Source organism: Cupriavidus sp. GW821-FHT02F09 (assembly GCF_059421605.1).
The window spans coordinates 1-21,705 of sequence record NZ_JBWKVH010000020.1; the positions used below are offsets into that span (position 1 = coordinate 1).

Annotated in this window: 20 protein-coding genes; 4 read left to right on the forward strand and 16 right to left on the reverse strand. The window is 67.3% G+C overall.

Annotated elements, in window-relative coordinates:
* Positions 1-488: citrate/2-methylcitrate synthase (locus AC07XB_RS21620; protein ID WP_492829893.1), on the reverse strand; the 488-nt coding region annotated here is incomplete at its 3' end.
* A gap of 65 nt (positions 489-553) precedes the next feature.
* Positions 554-1,462 (reverse strand): methylisocitrate lyase, encoded by a 909-nt coding sequence (gene prpB, locus AC07XB_RS21625; protein ID WP_006163986.1) that lies wholly within the window; start codon positions 1,460-1,462, stop codon positions 554-556.
* Positions 1,463-1,749: 287 nt separating this feature from the next.
* Here prpB and prpR point away from each other — a divergent pair, with 287 nt between their 5' ends.
* On the forward strand, positions 1,750-3,765 hold the full coding sequence (gene prpR, locus AC07XB_RS21630) for a propionate catabolism operon regulatory protein PrpR (RefSeq protein WP_492829895.1): 2,016 nt from the start codon (positions 1,750-1,752) through the stop codon (positions 3,763-3,765).
* Positions 3,766-3,770: 5 nt separating this feature from the next.
* Here the strand turns inward: prpR and AC07XB_RS21635 are convergent, their stop codons facing one another.
* The 10 genes from AC07XB_RS21635 to AC07XB_RS21680 all read right to left on the reverse strand — a co-directional run bounded on the left by AC07XB_RS21635 (position 3,771) and on the right by AC07XB_RS21680 (position 15,244).
* On the reverse strand, positions 3,771-4,781 hold the full coding sequence (locus tag AC07XB_RS21635) for a cysteine synthase A (protein WP_477133949.1): 1,011 nt from the start codon (positions 4,779-4,781) through the stop codon (positions 3,771-3,773).
* 170 nt (positions 4,782-4,951) lie between these two features.
* On the reverse strand, positions 4,952-5,275 hold the full coding sequence (locus AC07XB_RS21640) for a putative quinol monooxygenase (protein ID WP_253931705.1): 324 nt from the start codon (positions 5,273-5,275) through the stop codon (positions 4,952-4,954).
* A 140-nt stretch (positions 5,276-5,415) separates the two neighbouring features.
* Positions 5,416-6,879 (reverse strand): N-acyl-D-amino-acid deacylase family protein, encoded by a 1,464-nt coding sequence (locus AC07XB_RS21645; RefSeq protein WP_492829897.1) that lies wholly within the window; start codon positions 6,877-6,879, stop codon positions 5,416-5,418.
* A gap of 48 nt (positions 6,880-6,927) precedes the next feature.
* Entirely contained in the window at positions 6,928-7,920 is a 993-nt protein-coding gene (locus AC07XB_RS21650; protein ID WP_492374549.1) for an ABC transporter ATP-binding protein, read from the reverse strand.
* Positions 7,917-8,957: an ABC transporter ATP-binding protein gene (locus AC07XB_RS21655; protein ID WP_492374550.1), complete on the reverse strand. Its 1,041-nt coding sequence runs from the start codon at positions 8,955-8,957 to the stop codon at positions 7,917-7,919. The genes AC07XB_RS21650 and AC07XB_RS21655 overlap by 4 nt, the downstream gene beginning before the upstream one ends.
* 14 nt (positions 8,958-8,971) lie before the next feature.
* Positions 8,972-9,874: an ABC transporter permease gene (locus AC07XB_RS21660; RefSeq protein WP_492812654.1), complete on the reverse strand. Its 903-nt coding sequence runs from the start codon at positions 9,872-9,874 to the stop codon at positions 8,972-8,974.
* A 41-nt stretch (positions 9,875-9,915) separates the two neighbouring features.
* Positions 9,916-10,851: an ABC transporter permease gene (locus tag AC07XB_RS21665; RefSeq protein WP_174428592.1), complete on the reverse strand. Its 936-nt coding sequence runs from the start codon at positions 10,849-10,851 to the stop codon at positions 9,916-9,918.
* 61 nt (positions 10,852-10,912) lie between these two features.
* Positions 10,913-12,496: an ABC transporter substrate-binding protein gene (locus AC07XB_RS21670; RefSeq protein ID WP_492829900.1), complete on the reverse strand. Its 1,584-nt coding sequence runs from the start codon at positions 12,494-12,496 to the stop codon at positions 10,913-10,915.
* A 73-nt stretch (positions 12,497-12,569) separates the two neighbouring features.
* Positions 12,570-14,024, reverse strand: a complete 1,455-nt coding sequence (locus AC07XB_RS21675) for a M81 family metallopeptidase (RefSeq protein ID WP_492829902.1) — start codon at positions 14,022-14,024, stop codon at positions 12,570-12,572.
* Between the two features lie 53 nt (positions 14,025-14,077).
* Positions 14,078-15,244 (reverse strand): NAD(P)/FAD-dependent oxidoreductase, encoded by a 1,167-nt coding sequence (locus AC07XB_RS21680; RefSeq protein WP_492374579.1) that lies wholly within the window; start codon positions 15,242-15,244, stop codon positions 14,078-14,080.
* A gap of 183 nt (positions 15,245-15,427) precedes the next feature.
* On the opposite strand from AC07XB_RS21680, the gene AC07XB_RS21685 reads away from it, so the two are divergent.
* The gene (locus AC07XB_RS21685; RefSeq protein ID WP_492812648.1) at positions 15,428-16,129 is read left to right on the forward strand and encodes a helix-turn-helix domain-containing protein; all 702 of its coding nucleotides are present in this window, start codon (positions 15,428-15,430) and stop codon (positions 16,127-16,129) included.
* A 79-nt stretch (positions 16,130-16,208) separates the two neighbouring features.
* Positions 16,209-17,420, forward strand: coding sequence for an HD-GYP domain-containing protein (locus tag AC07XB_RS21690; RefSeq protein ID WP_492374556.1), 1,212 nt, complete (start codon positions 16,209-16,211; stop codon positions 17,418-17,420).
* 33 nt (positions 17,421-17,453) lie between these two features.
* Here AC07XB_RS21690 and AC07XB_RS21695 read toward each other — a convergent pair whose 3' ends face one another.
* On the reverse strand, positions 17,454-19,103 hold the full coding sequence (locus AC07XB_RS21695; protein WP_492829904.1) for an acyl-CoA dehydrogenase family protein: 1,650 nt from the start codon (positions 19,101-19,103) through the stop codon (positions 17,454-17,456).
* A gap of 108 nt (positions 19,104-19,211) precedes the next feature.
* Between AC07XB_RS21695 and AC07XB_RS21700 the strand changes: the two genes are divergently transcribed.
* Positions 19,212-19,853 (forward strand): TetR/AcrR family transcriptional regulator, encoded by a 642-nt coding sequence (locus tag AC07XB_RS21700; protein WP_492829906.1) that lies wholly within the window; start codon positions 19,212-19,214, stop codon positions 19,851-19,853.
* A gap of 88 nt (positions 19,854-19,941) precedes the next feature.
* Here the strand turns inward: AC07XB_RS21700 and AC07XB_RS21705 are convergent, their stop codons facing one another.
* The 3 genes from AC07XB_RS21705 to AC07XB_RS21715 all read right to left on the reverse strand — a co-directional run bounded on the left by AC07XB_RS21705 (position 19,942) and on the right by AC07XB_RS21715 (position 21,679).
* Positions 19,942-20,736 carry a peptidylprolyl isomerase gene (locus tag AC07XB_RS21705; RefSeq protein WP_150990285.1) on the reverse strand — a complete coding sequence of 265 codons (795 nt, stop codon included), beginning with the start codon at positions 20,734-20,736 and terminating at the stop codon, positions 19,942-19,944.
* Positions 20,737-20,740: 4 nt separating this feature from the next.
* Positions 20,741-21,055, reverse strand: a complete 315-nt coding sequence (locus AC07XB_RS21710) for a BolA family protein (protein ID WP_150990287.1) — start codon at positions 21,053-21,055, stop codon at positions 20,741-20,743.
* 84 nt (positions 21,056-21,139) lie between these two features.
* Positions 21,140-21,679 carry a septation protein A gene (locus tag AC07XB_RS21715; protein WP_174426400.1) on the reverse strand — a complete coding sequence of 180 codons (540 nt, stop codon included), beginning with the start codon at positions 21,677-21,679 and terminating at the stop codon, positions 21,140-21,142.
* Between the last annotated feature and the right edge of the window lie 26 nt (positions 21,680-21,705).

Genomic DNA, 21,705 nt, shown 5'->3' on the forward strand with positions numbered 1-21,705 from the left:
TCGTCGTCGGTCTCGACTTCGATGCGCCGGCCGTTATGGCTGTAGTGGTACCAGTACAGCAGCATGGAGCCCAGGCTGGCCATCAGGCGGTCGGCGATGTCGCGCGCGCCGGGGGTGTTGTGGTCGTCCTTTTCCGGCAGCACGGTGCCGAGCACGGACACGCCGGTGCGCATCACGTCCATCGGGTGGGCGCTGGCGGGCACCCATTCGAGGGCGGCCTTGACGTTGGCGGGCAGGCCGTGCAGGGCCTTGAGCTTGGCCTTGTAGGCAGCCAGTTCGGCGCGGGTGGGGAGCTTGCCGTGCACCAGCAGGTGGGCGATTTCCTCGAATTCGCAGGTCTCGGCGATGTCGAGGATGTCGTAGCCACGGTAGTGCAGGTCGTTGCCGGTACGGCCGACCGTGCACAGCGCGGTATTGCCGGCGGTCACGCCCGACAGGGCGACGGATTTCTTCGGCTTCGGGGCGGCTAGCGGTTGCGCTTCGGACATGGGGGAGTCTCCTTGGGGTTGCTGTGCTCGTGTGCTCGTGTGCTGTTCGGGTGCTGCTGATGTGCTTACTTGGCCTTGCCCTGGGCAAACAGGGCGTCCAGTTTTTGCTCATAGGCGTGATAGCCGATGCTTTCGTACAGCTCGGCGCGCGTCTGCATGGTATCGACCACGTTCTGCTGCGTGCCGTCGCGGCGGATTGCAGCGTACACGTTTTCGGCGGCCTTGTTCATGGCGCGGAAGGCCGACAGCGGGTAGAGGACCATCGACACGCCGGCACTGCCCAGTTCCTCGGTGGTGAACAGCGGCGTAGCGCCAAATTCGGTGATGTTCGCCAGCACCGGCACCTTCACGGCGTCAACGAACTTGCGGTACATGGCCAGGTCGGTCATGGCTTCCGGGAAGATGGCGTCGGCCCCGGCTTCCACGCAGGCCACGGCCCGCTCGATGGCCTTGTCCAGGCCTTCCACGGCCAGCGCGTCGGTGCGGGCCATGATGACGAAGTTCTCGTCGGTACGGGCATCGACGGCCGCCTTGATGCGGTCGACCATTTCTCCCTGCGAGACGATTTCCTTGCCCGGGCGGTGGCCGCAGCGCTTGGCGCCGACCTGGTCTTCGATATGCATCGCGCCCGCGCCGAACTTGATCAGCGACTTGGTGGTGCGCGCCACGTTGAAGGCGGAGGCGCCAAAGCCGGTGTCCACGTCGACCAGCAGCGGCACGTCGCACACGTCGGTGATGCGGCGGATATCTGTCAGCACGTCGTCCAGGTTGGAGATGCCCAGGTCCGGCAGGCCGAGTGAGCCCGCGGCCACGCCGCCGCCAGACAGGTAGATGGCGCGGTAGCCCGCGCGCTTGGCCAGCAGGGCATGGTTGGCATTGATCGTGCCGACGACCTGCAGGGGATGCTCATCGGCCAGGGCCTGGCGGAAACGGGCGCCGGCGGAGCGGGCGAGGTCGGAAGTGGAGAAGGTCATGATCATCGCTTTAGGAGTGGACCGCTGATAAGCGCAAGGGGTGTGCCAGCCTGTTTTTGGCTGCGCGTCGGGCTTTGCGCAGGAGCGCGGGCGTAGGGCGGTGCCCTTGCCAGGCCTGGGCTGGCGGCGATTCCCGAGGCTTTGTGGCCGGCCCCCATGTTGCGTCGCTGATGTGTGATGAATTTCAAAAATGAAAGAACTGCATTTCAATATTGAAATGCAATCCGTGGGGGCGCACAATCTCAAGATTAGCGCCATCCGGCGTATCTGCAGCGTTTTCCGTCTCCATGCAATCCGGCATCCTCCCGCCCATTCCCCCCTCCGGCTCTGCCACGCCGGCCCGCCCGCGGATCTGGGCGATCGGCATCAGCCGCCTGTCCCGGGCCTTTGCCGACCTGATCCCGGCCTACGCTGCGCAGGCCGAGTTTCGCATCGTGGGCAAAGGCTATGCGGCCGCCGCCAGCGCCATCGCCCGGGAAGCGCGCGAGGGCAGGCTCGATGCCGTGGTGGCGGGTGGCTCCAATGGCGCCTACCTGCGCCAGCACGTCGATGTGCCCGTGGTGCTGGTCAAGGTGACCGGCTTCGATGTCATGAGCGCGCTGGCGACGGCGCGGCGCATCTCGCCGAAGGTGGCGTTGGTGACACACGCCGCCACCTATCCGGAGGTGGACGAATTCGTGCGGTCTTTTTCGCTGTCCATCCCGGCCTACACGTACCTGACCGAGGACGATGCCGCCGCCCGCGTGAAGGCCCTCAAGCAAGAGGGCGTGAAGGTGGTGGTAGGGCCGGGCATGGTGACCGACCTGGCGGACAAGATCGGCCTGATCGGCGTGTTCCTGTACTCAGGCAATTCGGTGCGGGGTGCGCTGGAGGATGTGATCGAAGCGGCTCGCTTGCGCCGCATCGAGTCCGGCCGGCGCGACTACGTCAACACGATCCTGGCTCACCTGAACGAAGGCGTGGCCGCGGTCGACGCGGACGGGCGCATCCAGACCTACAACCCGGCCATGGAGCGTTTTCTCGGCACGGCGCCGGCCGCTGCGCTGGGCCGCAAGCTGCAAGCGCTGGCCCCCGCGCTTTCGCTCGACGGCGTGATGCAAAGCGGCAGCAAGGAGCTCGAAGCCATCCACAAGCTTGGCGACAAGATGGTGGTGGTCAACCGCATCCCCATCGTCACCGAGAGCGGAGCCACCGGCGCGGTGCTGACGCTGCAGGATGCCAATGCCATCCATCGGGTCGACCGCAGCCTGCGCTCGCGCAGCCGCGCGCGCCCGGCTGGCGTGCGCTACAGCCTGGACGACCTCGCTGGCGCATCCCCGGCCATGCATCACCTGCGCGAACTGGCGCGGCGCTATGCGGCGGTGGATTCCACCGTGCTGGTGGGTGGTGAAAGCGGCACCGGCAAGGAGGTGCTGGCCCAGGGCATGCACGACGCCAGCCCGCGCCGCGTATTCCCGTTCGTGGCGGTCAATTGCGCGGCGTTCCCCGAGACCCTGCTGGAAAGCGAGCTGTTCGGCTACGAAGAGGGCGCCTTTACCGGCGCACGCCGCGGCGGCAAGGCGGGCTTGTTCGAGTCCGCCCACAATGGCACGCTGTTCCTGGACGAGGTGGGCGATATGCCGCCCGCGCTGCAGACCCGTTTGCTGCGCGTGCTGCAGGAAAAGCAGGTACTGCCGATCGGCGGCCTGGATGCCGTGCCGGTTAACGTGCGGGTGATCGCCGCCACGCACCGCAACCTGGGCGAACTGGTCCGGCAGGGCAGCTTCCGCCAGGATCTCTATTACCGCCTCAATATCCTGCGCATCGAGATGCCGCCGCTGCGCGAGCGCGCCGGCGACCTGCCCGAGCTGGCGGAACTGCTGTACCGCCGTGCCCAGGAACGCCTGGGGCAGCCGGCGCCACAGCCGCTGCCGCAAGCGGTGCGGGCGAGGCTGGCGGGCTATGCCTGGCCGGGCAATATCCGCGAACTGGAAAACGTGACCGAACGCATTGCCGTGCTGGTGGCGGGGCGCAAGCTGGCACCCCGGGATTTGCTCGCGGAATTGCAGGCGGCGGCGCCGGAGTTATTTGGCACGGAGCCGCAGGGCGATCCTGCGCCGCTGGCTAGCGGCTTGCGCAGCGCGGGAGGTACGGGAGGTGACGATTCGATTGAGGCCGGCTCGCTCGCGGGCGTGGCACGCGTCAGTCAGGCCGAGCATATCCGGCGCGTGCTGGCGCAATGCGGGGGCAACCGCGCCGCCGCCTGTCATCAGTTGGGCATCAGCGCCACGACCCTGTGGCGGCGCCTGAAAGAGGCGCCGTAGCCGTGTCACGGCTGCGCCGCGTGCCGTGACACGACGGGCTGCGGCGTCAGCCCCTTGGCCGCCAGCCAGTCCGCATTGAACAGGCGCCCGGCATACAGGTCGCCGCGGTCGCACAGCAGGGTAACGATGGTGTGGCCCGGCCCCATCTCGCGGGCCAGCCAGGCCGCCGCCGCCACGTTGATGCCGGACGAACCACCCACCCATAAGCCTTCCTCGCGCAGCAGCCGGTAAACCATGTCGACGCAAGCCTGGTCGTCGATCCGGACCGCATCGTCGATCGGGGTGTCCGCCAGGTTGGCCGTGACGCGGCTGGAGCCGATCCCCTCGGTGATGGAGTTGCCCTTGGCCTTGACCTCGCGGTGCTTGACGAAGTCATACAGCCCGCTGCCGTGCGGATCGGCCAGCACGATGCGCACGGGCGGGTTGCGCTCCTTCTCCTTCAGGAAACGCGCGACGCCGGCCAGCGTGCCGCCAGTGCCGGTGGCACAGACAAAGGCATCAACCTTGCCGGCGGTGTCGTGCCAGATTTCCGGACCAGTGGTTTCGTAGTGCGCCTGGCGGTTGGCCAGGTTGTCGAACTGGTTCGCCCAGATGGCGTTTTCCGTCTCCTGGGCCAGGCGTCCGGCCACCCTCTGGTAGTTGTTGGGGTCGGCGTAGGGCGCTGCGGGCACCGGGTGCACCTCGGCGCCGAGCAGCCGCAGGCGGTCCATTTTTTCCGGGGATTGGGTGTCGGGGATCACCACGATGCAGCGGTAGCCGCGCGCGGCGCAGAGATGCGCCAGGCCGATGCCGGTATTGCCGGCGGTGCCTTCCACCACGGTTCCGCCGGGCTTGAGCGCGCCGCGCCGCTCGGCGTCGCGGATGATGTAGAGCGCCGCCCGGTCCTTGACCGAGCCGCCCGGATTCAGGAACTCAGCCTTGCCGAGGATTTCGCAGCCGGTCTCCTCGCTCAAGCCTGCCAGCCGGATCAGCGGTGTATGGCCGATGGTGCCGACGAACCCATCCTTGACGTCCATGATGCACTCCGGGTGTTGCGCTCCGGATGTGTTGGAGCGTCACTCAAAGTGATAGATCGGCGTTGGGGGAATGACAAGGCGTGCCGGGAAACCCGCATCGCGGACGGGTTCGGCTTCAGCTGGAAAAGCGGGCTTTGCGCTACTTTGGGATGGCGGCACCAGGGTGGCCGTCAGGCAGCGTTCAGCCACCGGAAATTGATGTCGCCCTCAAGAAATTCCTGTCGGGTGGCGTGAAAGTCACGCACATATTCGCTGTTGAGGTGCGATTCCAGCGCATGCCTGGAATTCCACTCCATATAGAGCACAAACACCTCGGCATCCTCGGCGTCTTCTCCCACGTGGTAGCGCAGGCAGCCGGGTTCCATGGCGCCGCGCAGGCGCAGTGCGGCCAGCTTGGCAACCAGGACCTCACGGCGGTGAGCCTTGGCGCGCGCAATTCCGACAAGCGTGTACGTTGTGGACATGGTGTGAACGGCAAGCGTGTGGCGCGCCATTGTAGCCGTGTGGCGGGGCCCTGGGCGGAATGTCCGAGGGCATTGGCCGGATAATTTAGACGGGTTGACAAGTCCCCGCCTGGGCGATAGCGGTGTGGCCAGCGGTCCCTGCAGGGGCCGGCTGGCAATCCATCGCCCCGCTAGTCCTGCCGTGCCTGCCGTGTGATGACCTGCCCGTTGCGCGCGCCGCTGTGCGCGCCGTGCTGCCAGGTAATGGCGCCGTTGACGATCACGGTGTCGATGCCTTCGGCCGGGCGGGTGGGGGTTTCGTAGCTGGCGGCATCGCGCACGTTCTCGGCATTGAAGACGACGATATCGGCATGGTGGCCCACCTCCAGCGTGCCGCGTTGATGCAGGCCGAAGTTGCGCGCCGTCAGCCCGGTCATCTTCCAGACCGCCGTTTCGAGCGGGAACAGCCCGATCTCGCGGCAATAGTGGCCGAGTACGCGTGGGAAGGTGCCCCACAGGCGCGGATGCGGGCTTGCGCCAACGGGAATGCCGTCGGAGCCGATCATGGTGTCGTTGAAGGCGAGGATGCGCTGGACGTCGTTTTCGTCCATCAGGAAGTAGACCGCGCTGCCGGGCTGCAGGCGGCGCGCCGCCTCGTCCTTGGCCACGCCCCATTCCCTGGCGATGTCGTCGAGATCGCGGCCCGCGCATTCGGGGTGCGGCTGGCTGGCGGAGATCAGCACGCGGCCTTCGAGCATGCCGCGGTCGGTGCGGATCATGGTGGAGCCGGCCGTGTACGGGTAGCAGTCGAGCGAGACGCACTGGTGCTTCATGGTTTCACGGATGAATGGCAGCGTGACCTGGCTCCTGCCGAAGTTCGCCGTGTTCTGCACCTTGTGGTGCGACACCACCACCGGCACGTCGAGCTCGCGGCCAATGCGGAAGGTCTCTTCCAGTGACTGCATGACATGGTCGGACTCGTCGCGCATATGCGTCACGTACAGCGCCTTGCGCGCGCTGAGTGGCCGGCAGACCTCGATGATTTCCTCGGTCGTTGCCTTGGCGGCGGGCGGGTAGAAGGTGCCGGTCGACAGGCCGATCGCGCCGGCCTGCATAGCCTCCTCGACCAGCGCCTGCATGGCGGCGATCTCTTCGGCGTTCGCTGGCCGGTCCAGCGCCGGCATGGTGACTGCGCGCAAGGTCGAATGCCCGACCATCGCCGCCACGTTGACGGAGCTTGGCGTGGCGCGCAGCGCATCGAGGTAAGCCGCGAAGGTGGTGAAGCGCCCCTCGGCCGGCGAGTCGATCAGGCTCAGCGGCATGGGCAGGTCCATGTCCGCGCGCAACGGGGCGGCGCTGATGCCGCAGTTGCCGGCGATCACGGTGGTGACGCCCTGCGAGACCTTGAAGGGCATGGTGGCCTGCGACAGCACGGCCTGGTCGTCATGCGTGTGCGCATCGATGAAGCCGGGGGAGACGATCTGGCCCGCCGCGTCCAGCGTGCGGTCGGCCGTGTGCCCGGTCAGGTTGCCGATCGCCGCGATGCGGCCGCCGCGCACGCCGATATCGGCGGCAAAGCGGGGGGCCTTGCTGCCGTCGATCACGGTGCCGCCAGAGATCAGCAGGTCGTAGTGCGTGGAATCAGGGTTGGACATCGGGTTCCTTTTTTTGGTTTGTAGCGAGTCGGTCAGCGGGGCAGCGGGTCAGCGGAAGTGGCAGGCTACCTGATGCCCACCGCCGGCGGAGGGCCGTTCGGTGAGGGCGGGTGACTGTTCCTTGCATACGGCTTGCGCCAGCGGGCAGCGCGTGTGAAAGCGGCAGCCCGACGGCGGGTTGGCCGGGCTCGGCGGGTCGCCTTGCAGCAGCAGGCGCCGGGCCGGCGTGCGCGGATTGGGCACTGGCACCGCGGACAGCAGGATCTCCGTGTACGGGTGGCGCGGCGCGCTGAACAAGGTGTCGCGGTCGGCTAGCTCCACGATCTGGCCGAGGTACATCACAGCGACCCGGTGGCTGATATGGCGCACCACGGCAAGATCGTGCGCGACGAACAGGTAGGCGATGCCGAGTTCGGCCTGCAGGTCCATCAGCAGGTTGACCACCTGCGCCTGCACCGAGACGTCGAGCGCCGACACCGGCTCGTCGCAAACGATCAGCTTGGGGTTAAGCGCGAGCGCGCGCGCGATGCCCAGCCGCTGCCGCTGGCCGCCCGAGAATTCGTGCGGGAATTTCTTGGCCGCCTCCGGGCGCAGCCCGACCTTGCTGAACAGCCACTGCACGCGTTCGCTGCGCTCGGCACGCGAATGCATGCCGAAATTGCGCAGCGGCTCGCTGACGATCTCGCCAGCCGTCAGGCGCGGGCTTAGCGAAGCGTAGGGGTCCTGGAAGATGATCTGCAGATCCCGCCGGCGCAGGCGCATGGCGTTTGCCGACAGGCCCAGCAGCTCCTCGCCATCGAGCTGCACCGAGCCGGAGGTGGGCTCGACCAGGCGCAGCACCGACTTGGCGGTGGTGGTCTTGCCGCAGCCGGATTCGCCGACCAGCGAGAGCGTCTCGCCGCGCTCGACGGTGAAGGACACGCCGTCCACCGCCTGGATGGGCGGCTTGCGCGGTGCCAGCCAGCGCTGCGGCGCGAGGTAGTGCTTCTTGAGCCGGTCGACCTTGAGCAGGGGTAAAGGCGAGGCAGTGGGGGTGCTCATGCAATGGCTTCCTGGGCTGGCTGGTTGTATTCGATGCGGCCTTCCTCGATCGCGAAGCAGGCCACCGCATGCTCTGTGCCGTGGCGCGTGAGTTGCGGGATCTCTCGCGCGCAGCGCGTGTCGGCATGCGGGCAGCGCGCCGCGAACGCGCAGCCGCGGCGTGCTTCCTGCGGCGATGGCACCAGCCCGGGGATTTCGGCCAGGCGCTGGCTGCTGGTATTCATCGAAGGCATCGAGGCCATCAGCGCGCGGGTGTAGGGGTGCAGCGGGCGGTCAAACAGGTCGATGACGCTGGCTTCCTCGACCTTGCGCCCGGCGTACATCACGATCACGCGGTCGCAGCATTCCGCCACCACGCCGAGGTCGTGCGTGATCATCACCACTCCCATGCCCAGCTCTTTCTGCAGGCGGCGGATCAGGTCCAGGATCTGGGCCTGGATGGTCACGTCGAGCGCGGTGGTGGGCTCGTCGGCGATCAGCACTTCGGGGTTGCAGGCCAGCGCCAGCGCGATCATCACGCGCTGGCGCATGCCGCCGGAGAGCTGGTGCGGGTATTCGTTGACGCGGCGCTCGGGCTCGGGGATCTGCACCAGCCGCAGCATTTCCACCGCGCGCTTCAGCGCATCGGCACGGCTTGCACCTTGGTGCAGCTGCACCGTCTCGGCAATCTGCCGGCCGATCGTGAGCACCGGGTTCAGCGAGGTCATCGGCTCCTGGAAGATCATCGAGACGCGGTTGCCGCGGATGCGGCGCATCTCGCGCTCGCTGAGTTGCAGCAGGTCGGTGCCGCGCAGCCGCACGGCGCCGCGGATACGTGCCGGCGGCGTGGGCAGCAGCCGCATGACCGACAGCGCGGTCACGCTCTTGCCGCAGCCGGACTCGCCGACCACGCCAAGCGTCTGGCCGGCGCGCACGGTGTACGAGACGCCGTTGACCGAGCGGGCCGGGCCGGTGAGCGTGTCGAAATGGGTGTGGAGGTCGTCCACCTCGAGCAGCGGCTCGCCGGTGGCCAGGGCAACGCGGGACATTGTCGTCATTGGTGAGCGCCCTTTCAGAGTTGCCGCGCCAGGCGCGGATCGAGCGCGTCTCGCAAGCCGTCGCCCAGCAGGTTGATCGCCAGCACCGTCGCGGCCAGCAGGATGCCGGGGTAAAGGATGATATGGAACGCCACCGCCACGAAGTTGCGGCCCTCGGCCATCATGTTGCCCCAGCTCGGTGTCTGCCCGGGCACGCCGACGCCGAGAAAGGACAGGGCCGCTTCCGTCAGCACGGCGGCGGCGGCCACGAAGGTGGCCTGCACGATCAGCGGCGCCACCATATTGGGCACCACATGGCGCGCCAGGATCACCGGCAGGCGGGTGCCCACCGCATGCGCCGCCTCGACGTAGAGCTGCTCGCGCAGCGTGAGCGCCAGCGAGCGCACCAGCCGCACCACGCGCGGGACCTCGGGGATGGTGATGGCGACGATCACGGCCGTGAGGCTGGCCTGCGTGACGGCCATCAGCGCGATCGCCAGCAAGATGCCGGGGATGGCCATCAAGCCGTCCATCACGCGCATCACGAAGGAATCGGCCCAGCGCACGAAGCCCGCGGTGAGGCCGAGCAGCACGCCAAAGACGGTCGCAAGCAGGCCGACGGAAAGGCCGACGACCATCGAGACGCGCCCGCCCCAGACCGCGCGGCTGAACACATCGCGGCCGAGCGCGTCGGTGCCGAACCAGTGCTCGGCCGAAGGCGGCTGCATGCGCGCTAGCGGATCGATATCCTGGGGATCGAAGGTGGCGATCCAGGGCGCGCCGATGGAGAGCGCGGCAATCGCGGCCAGCAACAGCGCGCCGACGATCAGCGTGGGGTGCTTGCGCGCCCAGTGCCAGCGCGGCAGCACGAAGGGGGGGTCCTGCGGCATCGCCGGGCTGGGGGCGGCGCCATCGGTCAAGGGCAGGGAGGTGGACATGGTGGCAGGTCTCGCGGCAAGGATGGGATTGGTACCGGATGTCAGTACTTGATGCGCGGATCGAACAGGCGGTAGCTCAGGTCGATCATCAGGTTGATCAGCACGTAGACGCCGGCCGAGATCAGCAGCACGCTCTGGATCACCGGATAATCGTGGCGCTGCACCGAGTCGACCACCAGGCGGCCGACGCCGGGAATCGCGAACACCGTCTCGGTGACGACCACGCCGCCGATCAGCAGCGCGATGCCCATGCCGATGGTGGTGGCGATCGGGATTGCCGCATTGCGCAGCGCATGGCCCAGCACCGGCAGCACGCCCAGGCCTTTGGCGCGCGCAGTGCGGATGTAGTCCTCGTGCAGCACCTCAAGCACGGTGGCGCGCGTCATGCGCGTCACCAGCGCGATATAGACCAGCGCCAGGTTGACGCAGGGCAGGACCAGGCTGCGCAGCCATTCGCCGATGCCGTCGGCCAAGCGCGCATAACCCTGCACCGGAAACCATGGCAGTTGGATGGCGAAGGCATAGACCAGCAGGTAGCCCACCAGGAACACCGGCAGCGAGAACGCCAGCACCGCGAACAGCATCACCAGCCGGTCGATCCAGCTGCCGGCGCGGTAGGCCGCAAGCGTGCCCAGCGGCACCGCGACCAGCAAGGTCAGCAGCATGGTCAGCGCGGCGATGGAGGCCGTGGGTTCCAGCCGCTGCGCCAGCAACCGGGCCACCGGCACCTGGGTGAAGATCGAGGTGCCGAGATCGCCGGTGGCGAGCCGGCCGAGCCACAGCACGAACTGCCGCCACAGCGGCAGGTCCAGGCCCAGCGCGCCACGCAGTCTGGCGATGTCGTCGACCGTGGCAAGGTCGCCCGCGATCAGTGCAGCCGGGTCGCCCGGCGACAAGTGGATCAGCAGGAATACCACGATGGCGACCACCGCCATCACGGGTAGCGTCGCGGCCAGGCGTCGGAGCAGGTAGCCCATCGTTGTGTCTCCTCGGTGGGTCGTTCTTCGTTTTTCGTTCGTCGTTCGTCGTTCGTCGTTTCTACTTGTCGAGCATCCAGACCGTGGGCATGCCAGCCCACAGCTTGTCGACGCCCTTGAGGCTGGCGCGCGCCGCGAAGGCGGCCGAGTACTGGCCGGCATTCACATAGGGCACGGCCTCATAGGCGCGCTTCTGGAAGGCATCGAGCAATTCCTTGCGCTTGGCCGGCACGGTCTCGCGGATCCAGGCGGTGCGTAGCGCATCGAGCGGCTTGTCGCAGGGCCAGCCCGGTAGGCTGTTGCCGCAGGCGGCACTGAGGTAGGCGTTGGTGATCGGCGAATTCGAATCGAACTCGCCCGCCACCGTCACGTACATGCTCCAGCCACCGGCCTCGGGCGCATCGCGCTTGGCGCGGCGCGCACCGATGGATGCCCAGTCCATGTTCTGCATGTCCACGTTCATGCCCATGCTGCGCAGGGTCTGCGCTGCCATCAGGGCCTCGGCGTTGAGCTGGGGCACGTCGGTCGGCACCAGCAGCACCACCTTCTCGCCCTTGTAGCCGGCCGCGCCGAGCAACTGCTTGGCGCGCGCCAGGTCGGCCTTGCGGTACGGCTCGGCGCCGGCCGTCGTATCGTTGGGGCCGCCGCAGATGAAATAGGTGGCGCAGTAGTTCATGCGCATATCCAGGGGATAGCCCATGGCCGCGGTGAAGCGTTCCTGGCTCACCGCCTGCAGGAAGGCCTGGCGGACCTTCGGGTTATTGAAGGGCGGATGGAGCTGGTTCATCACCAGCACGCCCTGGTAGGCGCCGCCCGAGCCGATCTTGACGCTGGTGTCGGCACGCAGCGGGGCGATGTAGTCCGGCGGCACCTGCTCCACCAGGTCGACCTCGCCGCGCTTGAGCGCCGCGATGGCGCTGTTGGCATCCGGCAGGTAGAGCCATTCCACGCGGTCGAACTGGCTCTTCTTGCTGCCGGCGAGACCGCTTGCCGGTTCGCTGCGCGCGACGTAGTTCGGGTTGCGCACGAAGACCGCCTTGTTGCCCGGTACCCATTCGTCGCGCTTGAAGACGAAGGGGCCGGAGCCCATCACCTCGGGCAGCGGCGCGGTGGCGGGCATCCTGGCCAGGCGCTCCGGCAGGATCACCGGCGGAAAGCCCGATGGCTTGGCCAGCGCATCGAGCACCATGCCAAAGGGCTCCTTGAGCGTGAGCGTGAAACTGCGCGCGTCGAGCGCCTTCCATTCGGCGCCAGCGTCGCCCATGGCGCGGCCCAGGCTGTCGCGCGCGCCCCAGCGCTGCAGCGATGCGACGGCGTCGGCCGCGGTGACCGCGCTGCCATCCGAGAACTTGAGGCCGGGGCGCAGGGTGAAGCTCCACTGCTTGCCATCCTTGGCACTGCTGTACTTCTCCACCATCTGCGGTTGCGGCTTGCCGCTCGCGTCCTGCGCGAACAGCGTGTCGTAGACCATGTAGCCGAAGTTGCGCGTGATGTAGGCGGTGGTGAAGGTCGGGTCGAGGATCTTCAGGTCGGCATGGGCCACGACCTTGAGCGTCTTGGTCTGCGCCAGCACGGGAAGGCTGACGCTGGCCAGGGCGAGCGCGCTCGCCGCGAGAGCGGTGCGCAGGGTGGGATTCGGTTTCATGGGCGTGTCTCCGTTCTTGTTGTCGTTGTTGTCGTTGTTATGGTTGTAGCCGTTGCTAACCGGCGCGCGGCGCTCAGGCCGCCGCCGCGTCGAGCGGCCACTTGGGCCGGCGCACCTTGCGGTAGGGCAGGGTCGTGAGGTCGAGCGTCACGGCGCCGGGGGCGCCTGCGTAGATCACGTGCTTGGCCACCGTCGAAAACGAGGCGTAAAAATGCTGCGAGGACTTCACCACGATGATCTTCTTGCGCGCGAGGTCGCAGCCCAGTTGCGTGAACAGATCCGTGCCCATCGCCTGGTTGCGCAGGGTGATCAGCACGATGTCGATGCCGTTGGCTTCCACCAGCGCGCAATCGCCCATCTGCACCGGCGTGTTCGACAGGCCGGTCATCACCATGTTGGGCAGCAAGGCCTTGATCGTGCAGTCCAGGTCCAGCGGATCCCCCGAGAGCGGGCTGATCTTGCCGCCGATGCGCATCGCCAGGCGCGCGCCCACACCCGCGTCAAAGGCGATGCGCACCGCGATCGGGTCCCACAGCGGGCCGACGGCGGCGTTGGCGATGCCGCGCTCGATCATGCGGCGCAGGATAAAGGTGGAGTCGCTCGCCGCGCCGCCCCCGGGATTGTCGGCGCCGTCTGCCAGCACCACCGGGCCGCCGTCGAAGGCCAGGGCCTCGTCGAGCGAGGTGTCGATGTCCGGATAGCGCACCGTGAGCGCCTCGCGCATGCCGATCAGCTCGTCGGCCAGCCGGCGGGCCAGCGCATCGGCCTGGGCCTGGTTGCCATCGGTGTAGACCAGCACCTTGGTGCCCATGCCGGGCACGTCTCCCCACGAGAAGCCGTGGGCGATGGAGACCGACAGCACGCCGTCGCGGCCTTCCAGCGACTGGATGCGGTCCACGAAGCCGCGCGCCGGCTCGCGCGAGGTATGAACGGTAACGATCATCTCGCAGTCGACCACGGCAGCCACGGGGCGGACCTTGCCTTGCACCTTGGCCGCGCACAGGTCGACCAGTTCCAGGGCGCGCTCCAGCACGTCGGTGTGCGGGTATTCCTTGAAGGCGACGAGCACGTCGGCGTGCTCCACCATCTCCGGCGTCAGGTGGCTGTGCGGATCGAGTTCCGCGCCGATCACCACCTGCGGCCCGACGATGGCGCGCACGCGCTGCAGCAAGTCGCCTTCGCAGTCGTCGTAGCCATCGGCCACCATCGCGCCGTGCAGGCCTAGCAGCACCATGTCCACGGGCAGCGCCGCGCGCAGGTCGGCCAGCAGTTCCTCGCGCAGGGTTTCGTAGGCATGGCGCGTGGTCGTGCCGCTGGGCTGCGCGCCGGCTACCATGCCTTCGGACAACTGCCAGCCGCGCTCCTTGCCGCGCAGCCGGGCGGCCCACAGCGGGCCGGAGAAGAACGTCATCTGCTCGGGATGCTGGCCAGCCGGGAAGTAGCCGCGGTCCCTGAAGGACGCGAGGCCTGTCGGCATCGGCCCGAAGGTGTTGGTTTCGGTGGCGAGGGAGGCACTGAATACACGCACGGTGGTGAACTCCTGGTCAATTTGGCGATTGGCGATTTGGGGGGGGACGCGATTCAGGTCGGGCCAGCGAGGCGGCGCAGCCGCGCGGGCCCTAGCATCTCGGCGGTCAGGCCGAACGATGCGGGATGCGCGGGCACGGGCAAGCCGCGCGCAAGCGCGGCGCAGGTGTCGCCCATGGCGGCCGAAGTCTGGATGCCATAGCCGCCCTGGCCAGCGACCCAGAAGAAGCCGGGGGCCGCGTCGTCAAAGCCGCCGACCAGGTCGCCGTCGGCGACGAAGGAGCGCAGCCCGGCCCAGGTGCGGGTGGGGCGGCGGATCGACAGCGATGTGGCTTCCTCGATGCGGTGGATGGCGAGCGCGATATCCATTTCCTCGGGCTGGATGTCTTGCGGCTCGACCGGATCGGCATTGGCCGGCGAGCCCAGCAACATGCCGGCATCGGGCTTGAAGTACCAGTCCTCGCCGGCGCCGAAGACCATGGGCCAGTGGTCCGTATCCATGTCCGCGGGCGGCGCGAAGATGAACGCGGAGCGGCGGCGGGGCTCGATTCCCAGCGGCTGCACGCCGGCCAGTCGCGCAATGGCGTCGACCCAGGCGCCGGCGGCGTTGAGCAGCACGGGCGCTTCGTATACAGCCCCGCCCGCTTCCACGCGCCAGTGGTCCCGCACGCGCGCAATGGCGCTGGCTTCGGCATCGCACACCAGCTTGCCGCCGGCCTGGCGCATGCCGCGCAGATAGCCTTGGTGGATGGCATGCACATCCATGTCCGCGGCGTTGGGCTCATACACGGCGCCCAGCACCTGTTCCGGCCGCAGCGCCGGCACGCGCTCGCGTGCTTGCTCGGCGCTCAGGCGGCGCGCATCGGGGTCCATGGCGCGCAGCACCTCCCAGTGCGCTTCGAGCAGCGGCAATTGTCCCGGGCCGGCGATCATGAGCGCGCCGCGCGGGGTGAGCAGCGGATGCGAGGCAAAGCCCGGCGGCGGGTCCTGCAGGAAAGCGCGGCTTGCCATGGTCAGCGCGCGTACCTGCTGGGTGCCATAGCTCTCCATGAAAAGTGCCGCCGAACGGCCGGTCGAGTGGTAGCCAGGCTGGGCTTCGCGCTCGAGCACGATGACGCGGCCATGCGGCGCGAGCCAGTGCGCGACGGACGCGCCGGCAATGCCACCCCCGATGACGAGGTAGTCGGCTGAGATCGGCGAAGCAGCGTGAGTTGTGCGCATGATGGTGGTGGGGCTGAGCGCGCTCGTGGGGCGCTGGTGCTTTGGAATGCGAGTGAGTGTATTCAAGAATTTGCGAATATGCAAATTGCGGATACGCAAATTTTGCACTAAAGTGAGCGGCATGGGATGTACCCGGCTGCGCCGTCTGATAGCATCCGCTCCAACGGAAAAAAGGACGCAGGCTTGAAAACACACATCGCCCCGGGGCGCGGCAGCGACGATAGCGACGAGTCGCGCACGCTCGACCGCGAGACCTTTGGCAAGCGTCTGCGCAGTGCGCGCAAGGCCTTTGGCTGGACGTTGGCACATCTGGCCGAGCTGTCGGGCGTGTCGATCACCACCATCTCGCGCGCGGAGCGCGGGCAACTGGCATTGGGCTACGAGAATTTTGCCGCGCTGGGCAAAGCGCTGCGGATGGACATGGGCTCTATGTTCGCGGGCGCCGGCGCGAAGACTGCGCCATTCCAGGGACCCGTCGTGACGCGGTCAGGCGAGGGCGTGACCTACCAGGGCGTGTCGTATTCCTATGAATTCCTCGGCACCGAGGCGGTGGGAAAGCAGATGATTCCGGTGGTCAGCACCGTGCACGCGCGCCGTATCGCGGGGCCCGAGGATTTCGCGCGCCATCCCGGGGAGGAGTTCGTGTACGTACTCTCCGGTGAGATCGAGGTGCATTTCGACGGCGGCGAACGGGTGCATCTGGCGCGCGGCGACTCGCTGTACTTCGATGCCCGCATGGGCCACGCCTACATCAGCCTCAGCCGCCAGCTCGCGCGGATCGTCGGCGTGATGACCAGCGAAAGCAGCTTCATGAAGTCCGCCCAGGCCGGGGAGATGGAAGCCGCGCCGAAACCTGCCGCCAAGCGGCCGCAGGGTAAGGGTTGAAGCGTTGAAGCCCTAAAGTATTCCGTCTCCTTGCCGTTAAGCGGCCACGCCTTATTCAATCTGTACGCGAGGAGCTGGCATGCTGAAACGGATCAAGACCCAACAGCTTCAAGTCGGAATGTTCGTGGCCAGGGTGGGGGGGGCATGGCTGGAGCATCCCTTCTGGCGGTCCCGGTTCCTGGTGAATAGCCAGGAACAGATCGACCAGATGATCGCCTCCAAGGTCGAGGAGGTCTGGATCGATCTGCTCAAGGGCAAGGGTGTACCGCCGCCCGCGCAACTCGCGGCATCGGGATCCTTGAGCGTGAAGCCCGTCGCGGACGAGCCGGCCGGCGCCGTGCCGCAGTCGGGGGTGCCGCTGGAGGTGGAGTTCGGGCTGGCCCGGGAGGTGATGAAGAACGGCAAGGCGGTGGTCGGGTCGATGTTCACGAATGCCCGCATGGGCCGGGCGCTGGAGGTGGAGGGCGCCCTGATGCTGGTCGACTCCGTATCGAATTCGCTGACCCGCCATTCGCAGGCCCTGATCGCGCTGGCGCGGCTCAAGGTGCGGGACGACTACACCTATCTGCATTCCTTCGCGGTCTGCGCGCTGATGATCGCGCTCGGCCGCACCCTTGGCCTGGACAATGCCGCGGTGCAACAGCTCGGGCTGGCGGGCCTGGTGCACGATATCGGCAAGATTTCCGTGCCCACGCACGTGCTGCACAAGCAGGGCGAGATGACCGCCGCCGAGGTAGCGATGGTGCAGCGCCATCCTTCGGTGGGTTACCGCGTCCTCAACGAGGCCAAGCTCTACAGCAATATTCCGCTCGATGTCTGCATGCACCACCACGAGCGCATCGACGGGCGCGGCTACCCGTTTGGCCTGCATGGCAACGAGATCAGCGTGCACGCCAAGATCGCCGCGGTGTGCGACGCCTATGATTCCCTGACCTCCAACCGGCCCGGGCACCAGGCGTGGACACCAGCGCGGGCGCTGGAGTATATGGCGGTGCGGGTGGATACGCTGTTCGATCGTACCGTGTTCCAGGCCTTCACCCGGTCCATTGGCATCTATCCGTTGGGCACGGTGCTGCGCTTGCGTTCCGGACGGCTGGCGGTGGTCTTCGCGCAGAACGACAACGAGCCGCTGCGCCCGCAGGTCAAGGTGTTCTACTCGGTGAGCGAGGCCGCTCACCTCGGCCCCGAGACGCTCGATCTGCGCGAGACGGAGGACACCGTGGTGGGGTTCGAGGATCCGGCGCAATGGGGCTTTCGCGACGAGCAGTTGCTTGAGCTCTGCGCGGCTTGATCCCGGCCACGGTGCGGCAATGCCATGCTGGCGTCAGGCGGCCCAGGCCAGCTCCACGATGCGCGCGGCATTGCCCCCGCCCGCGCTGATACCCATGACGGCGCCCCATTCGGGGTCGAAGCGGCTGGCAAGGAAGGCGTCGGCTGTGGCCGCATCGGCATGCTGGAGCATCAAGCAGGCCTGGGCGGTCAGCACCAGCCGCGTGGTGGTGCGGCGTGCCTCGGCCTGCTGCTCTTCCTCGGGCAGGCGCAGCGCCGCGCGCAATGCCGCCACGCTGGCCTGGATGCGCGGCTCGTCCGCGCCGACCACGCTCATGTGTTCCAGCACCCGCAGGTAGTCGTCCGGGTTGCGGCCGATGGCGCGTAGCACGTCCAGGCACATCACGTTGCCGGAGCCTTCCCAGATCGAGTTCACCGGGGCTTCGCGGAACAGCCGGCCCATGGGGCCATCTTCCACATAGCCGTTGCCGCCGAACACTTCCATGGCCTCGCCGGTCATCTCCACCGCGCGCTTGCAGATCCAGAATTTGGAAGCGGGCGTGAGGATGCGGCGCCATGCCAGGCGGGCGGGGTCGTCGGTGGCTTCGAAGGCGGTGGCCAGGTCCATCGCCAGCAGCATGGCTGCCTCCGCCTCCAGCGCCATGTCGGCCAGCAGCCTGACCATCAGCGGCTGGCGGATGAGCGGCTTGCCGAAGGCGCTGCGGTGGCGCGCGTAGTGCAGGGCCTGCACCAGTGCCTGGCGCAGGAAACCGGCGCTCGATAGCGAGCAGTTAAGCCGGCTATACGTGGCCATCTCCAGGATGGTGGGAATGCCGCGGCCTTCCTCGCCGACCATGATGCCCCAGGCAGCGCGGAACTCGACTTCGCTGCTGGAGTTGGAGCGGTTGCCCACCTTGTCCTTCAGGCGCTGGATCTCGATGGGGTTCTTGCTGCCGTCGGGGCGCCAGCGCGGCACGAAGAAGCAGGAGGAGCCGGCCTCGGTGTTCGCCAGCACCAGGTGGGCATCCGACATCGGCGCGGAGAAGAACCACTTGTGGCCGGTGATCAGGTACTCGGCTCCACGCCCCTCGCCGCGGGTGGGCATGGCGCGCGTGGTGTTGGCGCGCACGTCTGAGCCGCCTTGTTTCTCGGTCATGCCCATGCCCACGTTGATCGCGTGCTTGTGCTCGATGGGAAGGTCGCGCGGGTCGTAGGCCTGCGTCAGCAGCTTGTCGCCGAACTGGGCGAACAATCCCGGCTCCTTGCGCAGCACGGGGATGCAGGCCTGGGTCATGTTGGTGGGGCACAGCGAGCCGGATTCGATCTGGCTATGCATATAGAGCGAGGCTGCGTAGGAAGCCCAGGCCGAGGGGCGCGTATCGGCGAAGGGCAGGTTGGCCAGCCCGCTGCGGCGCGCAATGGTCATGAGCGCCTGCCAGCCCGGGTGAAAACGCACCTGGTCGATGCGCTCGCCGATGCGCGAGTGTGTGTGCAGCTCGGGATGATGGCGGTTGGCATCTTCCGCATGCCGGATCGTTTGCTCGGCGCCGAGCACCGCGCCCTGGCGTTCGAGTTCCCCCTCGTTCCATCCCGCGCCGGCGCGGGCAACCGCGCGGCGGATGCCGGGGTCGCTGGTGTAGAGGTTGTAGTCCTTGAGCTCCGGGACCTGGTTGGTGATGACGTGGGTGGCGTGGGTGGCGTTCATGGCGGGCTGTCTCCTTGGGCCGGGCGGCCGGGCTTGCCGCCACCCGTTAGATTCGAAAGGTCATTCTAGATAGAATGGCCAGCCTGCATGTTCGGCTTTCGGAGCACCATGAACCCACAGCAAAAAGGCCCGGCAAAGCCGCGCCGCAGGCCGGTGCAGTCGCGCTCATGGCAGACCTCCCTGGCCATCCAGGAGGCCTTTGTTCGGCTTTTGGCCGGGCAGGACTATGGGCACGTGACGATCCGCGCCATCGTGGACCTGGCCGGCGTGGGGCTGGGGACGTTCTACGAGTACTTCGGCAGCAAGGAGGAGCTGGCACAGGTATGCCTGCACCTGCGCGCCAAGCGGATCGTGCTGGCGATGGACGGCTGCCTGGCGCAGTGCCGGGGCGAATCGATGGCGGCCATCGTGGATGCGCTGATCGCCGTCAACGTAGAGCACCACCGGGAGACGCCGGAGCGCTGGGGGCCGATCTACCTGCTGGAGCGGCATTACTCGGGGCGCGCGGCCTACCAGAAGATGTACGCACGGTTTGTGAACGGGTGGAGCCGGGCGCTGCTATGCGCGGCCGACGCGCCGCAGGCCGCGGTGGTCGAGGAGGCCTCGGTGACGCTGCAGGCCATCGTCTATGGCCTGATCTCGCATGCTTGCATCGATGAGGGGGAGGGGATCGATTTCTCGCGGCTGATGCGACAACTGCGGGGCGCAGCGCATGGATACCTGCGAACGCTTGGCGGGCAGGAAGGCTGAAGGGAGCAAACCAGCGGTATCCCGCTCGCGCAAATGAAAACCGGCGCCATCGGCGCCGGTTTTCCCGTCACGGCAAGCCCGGGTCCACTTACTGGATCTTGGCCTTGTCCTTGAGCGACTTCATCATTGCCTGGAACTGCTCGCGCTGCCAGTTCTGGTCGCCCATCAGCATCTGCACCAGCTGCGGCTTGACTTCCTCGAACGTCGGGATCTTGGCGTCGCGGGTGTCGTCGAGCTGGATGATGTGCCAGCCAAACTGGGTCTTGACCGGGGTTTCGGTCATCTGGCCCTTCTTCAGCGCGGTCATGGCGGCCGAGAACTCCGGCACGTAGCTGCTGCTGTTGGCCCAGTCGAGGTCGCCGCCGTTGGCTGCGGAGCCCGGGTCCTTGGACGAGGCCTTGGCCATGTCTTCGAACTTGGCGCCGGCCTTGATCTTGGCGATGATGGCGCGCGCGTCGGCTTCCTTCTCGACCAGGATGTGGCGGGCGTGGTATTCCTTGCCGCTGCCGAACTGGGACTTAATCTTGTCGTACTGCTTGCGCAGTTCGTCGTCGCTGGCGCCGTGGGTCTTGACGTAGTCCTCGAACACGGCACCGGCCAGCACGTTCAGCTTGGCTTGCTCCAGTTGTTCCTGCAGGTCGTCGCGCTGGGTCAGGCCGCGCTTGTTGGCTTCCTGCAGCAGCAGCTCACGGTCGATCAGCATGGTGCGGGCACGGTCGCGCAGTTCTGCGCTGGGAGGCTGTCCGGTGCCGGCTACGAGCTTGTCCAGCTTGGCCGAGGGGATCGCCTTGCCATTCACGACGGCGGCGTTCTGGGCGAGGGCGGGCAAGCTGCCAGCGGCAAGCACAGCCGCCAGGCTGAACGAGAGGACTGTGGTCTTCATGGAATCAGATCTGAGAGTTGCTCGAGGAATCGCGGGAGGTTTCGCGGGATTCAAGTTCTTGGTCAGTCAGCGCGGTCACCGCCAGCGCGTGGATTTGCGCGGGGAATAGATCGCGCAGCGCATCATACACCATGCGATGGCGCGCCACCCGGGTGCTGCCGGCAAATTGCGCGCTGACGATGGTGACGTGGTAATGCCCGCCGCCGGAGGCGGCGCCGGCGTGGCCGGCGTGCAGCGCGCTGTCGTCGCGTACTTCGATGCTGGACGGCGAAAGGGCTGCGCGCAGCAGGGCTTCGATTTGTGCGGGTTCTGCGGCCATCGGTGAATGCGTATCCTGGTGGGGCCCGGCCGGAGCCGGGAGATCAATCGAGGCAGGCGCGGCGGGCTGGGCCCGCCGGTGCGCTTACTCGGGGGTGTTTTCCTGCATGTGGCGGGACAGCCAGACGCTTTGTGCCAGGATGAACACCAGCATCAGGCCCATGCTGCCGAACAGCTTGAAGTTGACCCAGGCGTCGGTGGAGAACTGGTAGGCCACATAGAGGTTGACCACGCCCATCACGGCGAAGAAAGCGGCCCAGGCGGCGTTGAGCTTGCCCCAGGCGGCTTCCGGCATGGTGACCTGCTTGCCCAGCATGGCGCGGATCAGGTTCTTGCGCCAGATCAGCGCCGACAGGGTCAGCGTGGCGGCAAACAGCCAGTACAGCACGGTGGGCTTCCACTTGATGAAGGTCTCGTTATGCAGCAGCAGCGTGGCGCCGCCGAACACCGAGATGATCGCCAGGCTGACCCACTGCATCGGCTCGACCTTGCGGTGGCGCAGCCAGACCCAGCCGATCTGCACCACGGTGGCGGCGATCGCCACGCCGGTGGCGGCATAGATGCCAGCGAACTTGAAGGCGACGAAGAACAGGATGACCGGAAACAGGTCGAACAGGAATTTCATGCGAACAGGATTGAGCGACGCAAGGT

What these genes read in the sequence shown, in the direction of transcription:
- prpB (WP_006163986.1), bottom strand. Translation starts at nt 1,462, where the DNA reads ATGACCTTCTCCACTTCCGACCTCGCCCGCTCCGCCGGCGCCCGTTTC.
- prpR (WP_492829895.1), top strand. Translation starts at nt 1,750, where the DNA reads ATGCAATCCGGCATCCTCCCGCCCATTCCCCCCTCCGGCTCTGCCACG.
- AC07XB_RS21635 (WP_477133949.1), bottom strand. Translation starts at nt 4,781, where the DNA reads ATGGACGTCAAGGATGGGTTCGTCGGCACCATCGGCCATACACCGCTG.
- AC07XB_RS21640 (WP_253931705.1), bottom strand. Translation starts at nt 5,275, where the DNA reads ATGGCGCGCCACACGCTTGCCGTTCACACCATGTCCACAACGTACACG.
- AC07XB_RS21645 (WP_492829897.1), bottom strand. Translation starts at nt 6,879, where the DNA reads ATGTCCAACCCTGATTCCACGCACTACGACCTGCTGATCTCTGGCGGC.
- AC07XB_RS21650 (WP_492374549.1), bottom strand. Translation starts at nt 7,920, where the DNA reads ATGAGCACCCCCACTGCCTCGCCTTTACCCCTGCTCAAGGTCGACCGG.
- AC07XB_RS21655 (WP_492374550.1), bottom strand. Translation starts at nt 8,957, where the DNA reads ATGACGACAATGTCCCGCGTTGCCCTGGCCACCGGCGAGCCGCTGCTC.
- AC07XB_RS21660 (WP_492812654.1), bottom strand. Translation starts at nt 9,874, where the DNA reads ATGTCCACCTCCCTGCCCTTGACCGATGGCGCCGCCCCCAGCCCGGCG.
- AC07XB_RS21665 (WP_174428592.1), bottom strand. Translation starts at nt 10,851, where the DNA reads ATGGGCTACCTGCTCCGACGCCTGGCCGCGACGCTACCCGTGATGGCG.
- AC07XB_RS21670 (WP_492829900.1), bottom strand. Translation starts at nt 12,496, where the DNA reads ATGAAACCGAATCCCACCCTGCGCACCGCTCTCGCGGCGAGCGCGCTC.
- AC07XB_RS21680 (WP_492374579.1), bottom strand. Translation starts at nt 15,244, where the DNA reads ATGCGCACAACTCACGCTGCTTCGCCGATCTCAGCCGACTACCTCGTC.
- AC07XB_RS21690 (WP_492374556.1), top strand. Translation starts at nt 16,209, where the DNA reads ATGCTGAAACGGATCAAGACCCAACAGCTTCAAGTCGGAATGTTCGTG.
- AC07XB_RS21695 (WP_492829904.1), bottom strand. Translation starts at nt 19,103, where the DNA reads ATGAACGCCACCCACGCCACCCACGTCATCACCAACCAGGTCCCGGAG.
- AC07XB_RS21700 (WP_492829906.1), top strand. Translation starts at nt 19,212, where the DNA reads ATGAACCCACAGCAAAAAGGCCCGGCAAAGCCGCGCCGCAGGCCGGTG.
- AC07XB_RS21705 (WP_150990285.1), bottom strand. Translation starts at nt 20,736, where the DNA reads ATGAAGACCACAGTCCTCTCGTTCAGCCTGGCGGCTGTGCTTGCCGCT.
- AC07XB_RS21710 (WP_150990287.1), bottom strand. Translation starts at nt 21,055, where the DNA reads ATGGCCGCAGAACCCGCACAAATCGAAGCCCTGCTGCGCGCAGCCCTT.
- AC07XB_RS21715 (WP_174426400.1), bottom strand. Translation starts at nt 21,679, where the DNA reads ATGAAATTCCTGTTCGACCTGTTTCCGGTCATCCTGTTCTTCGTCGCC.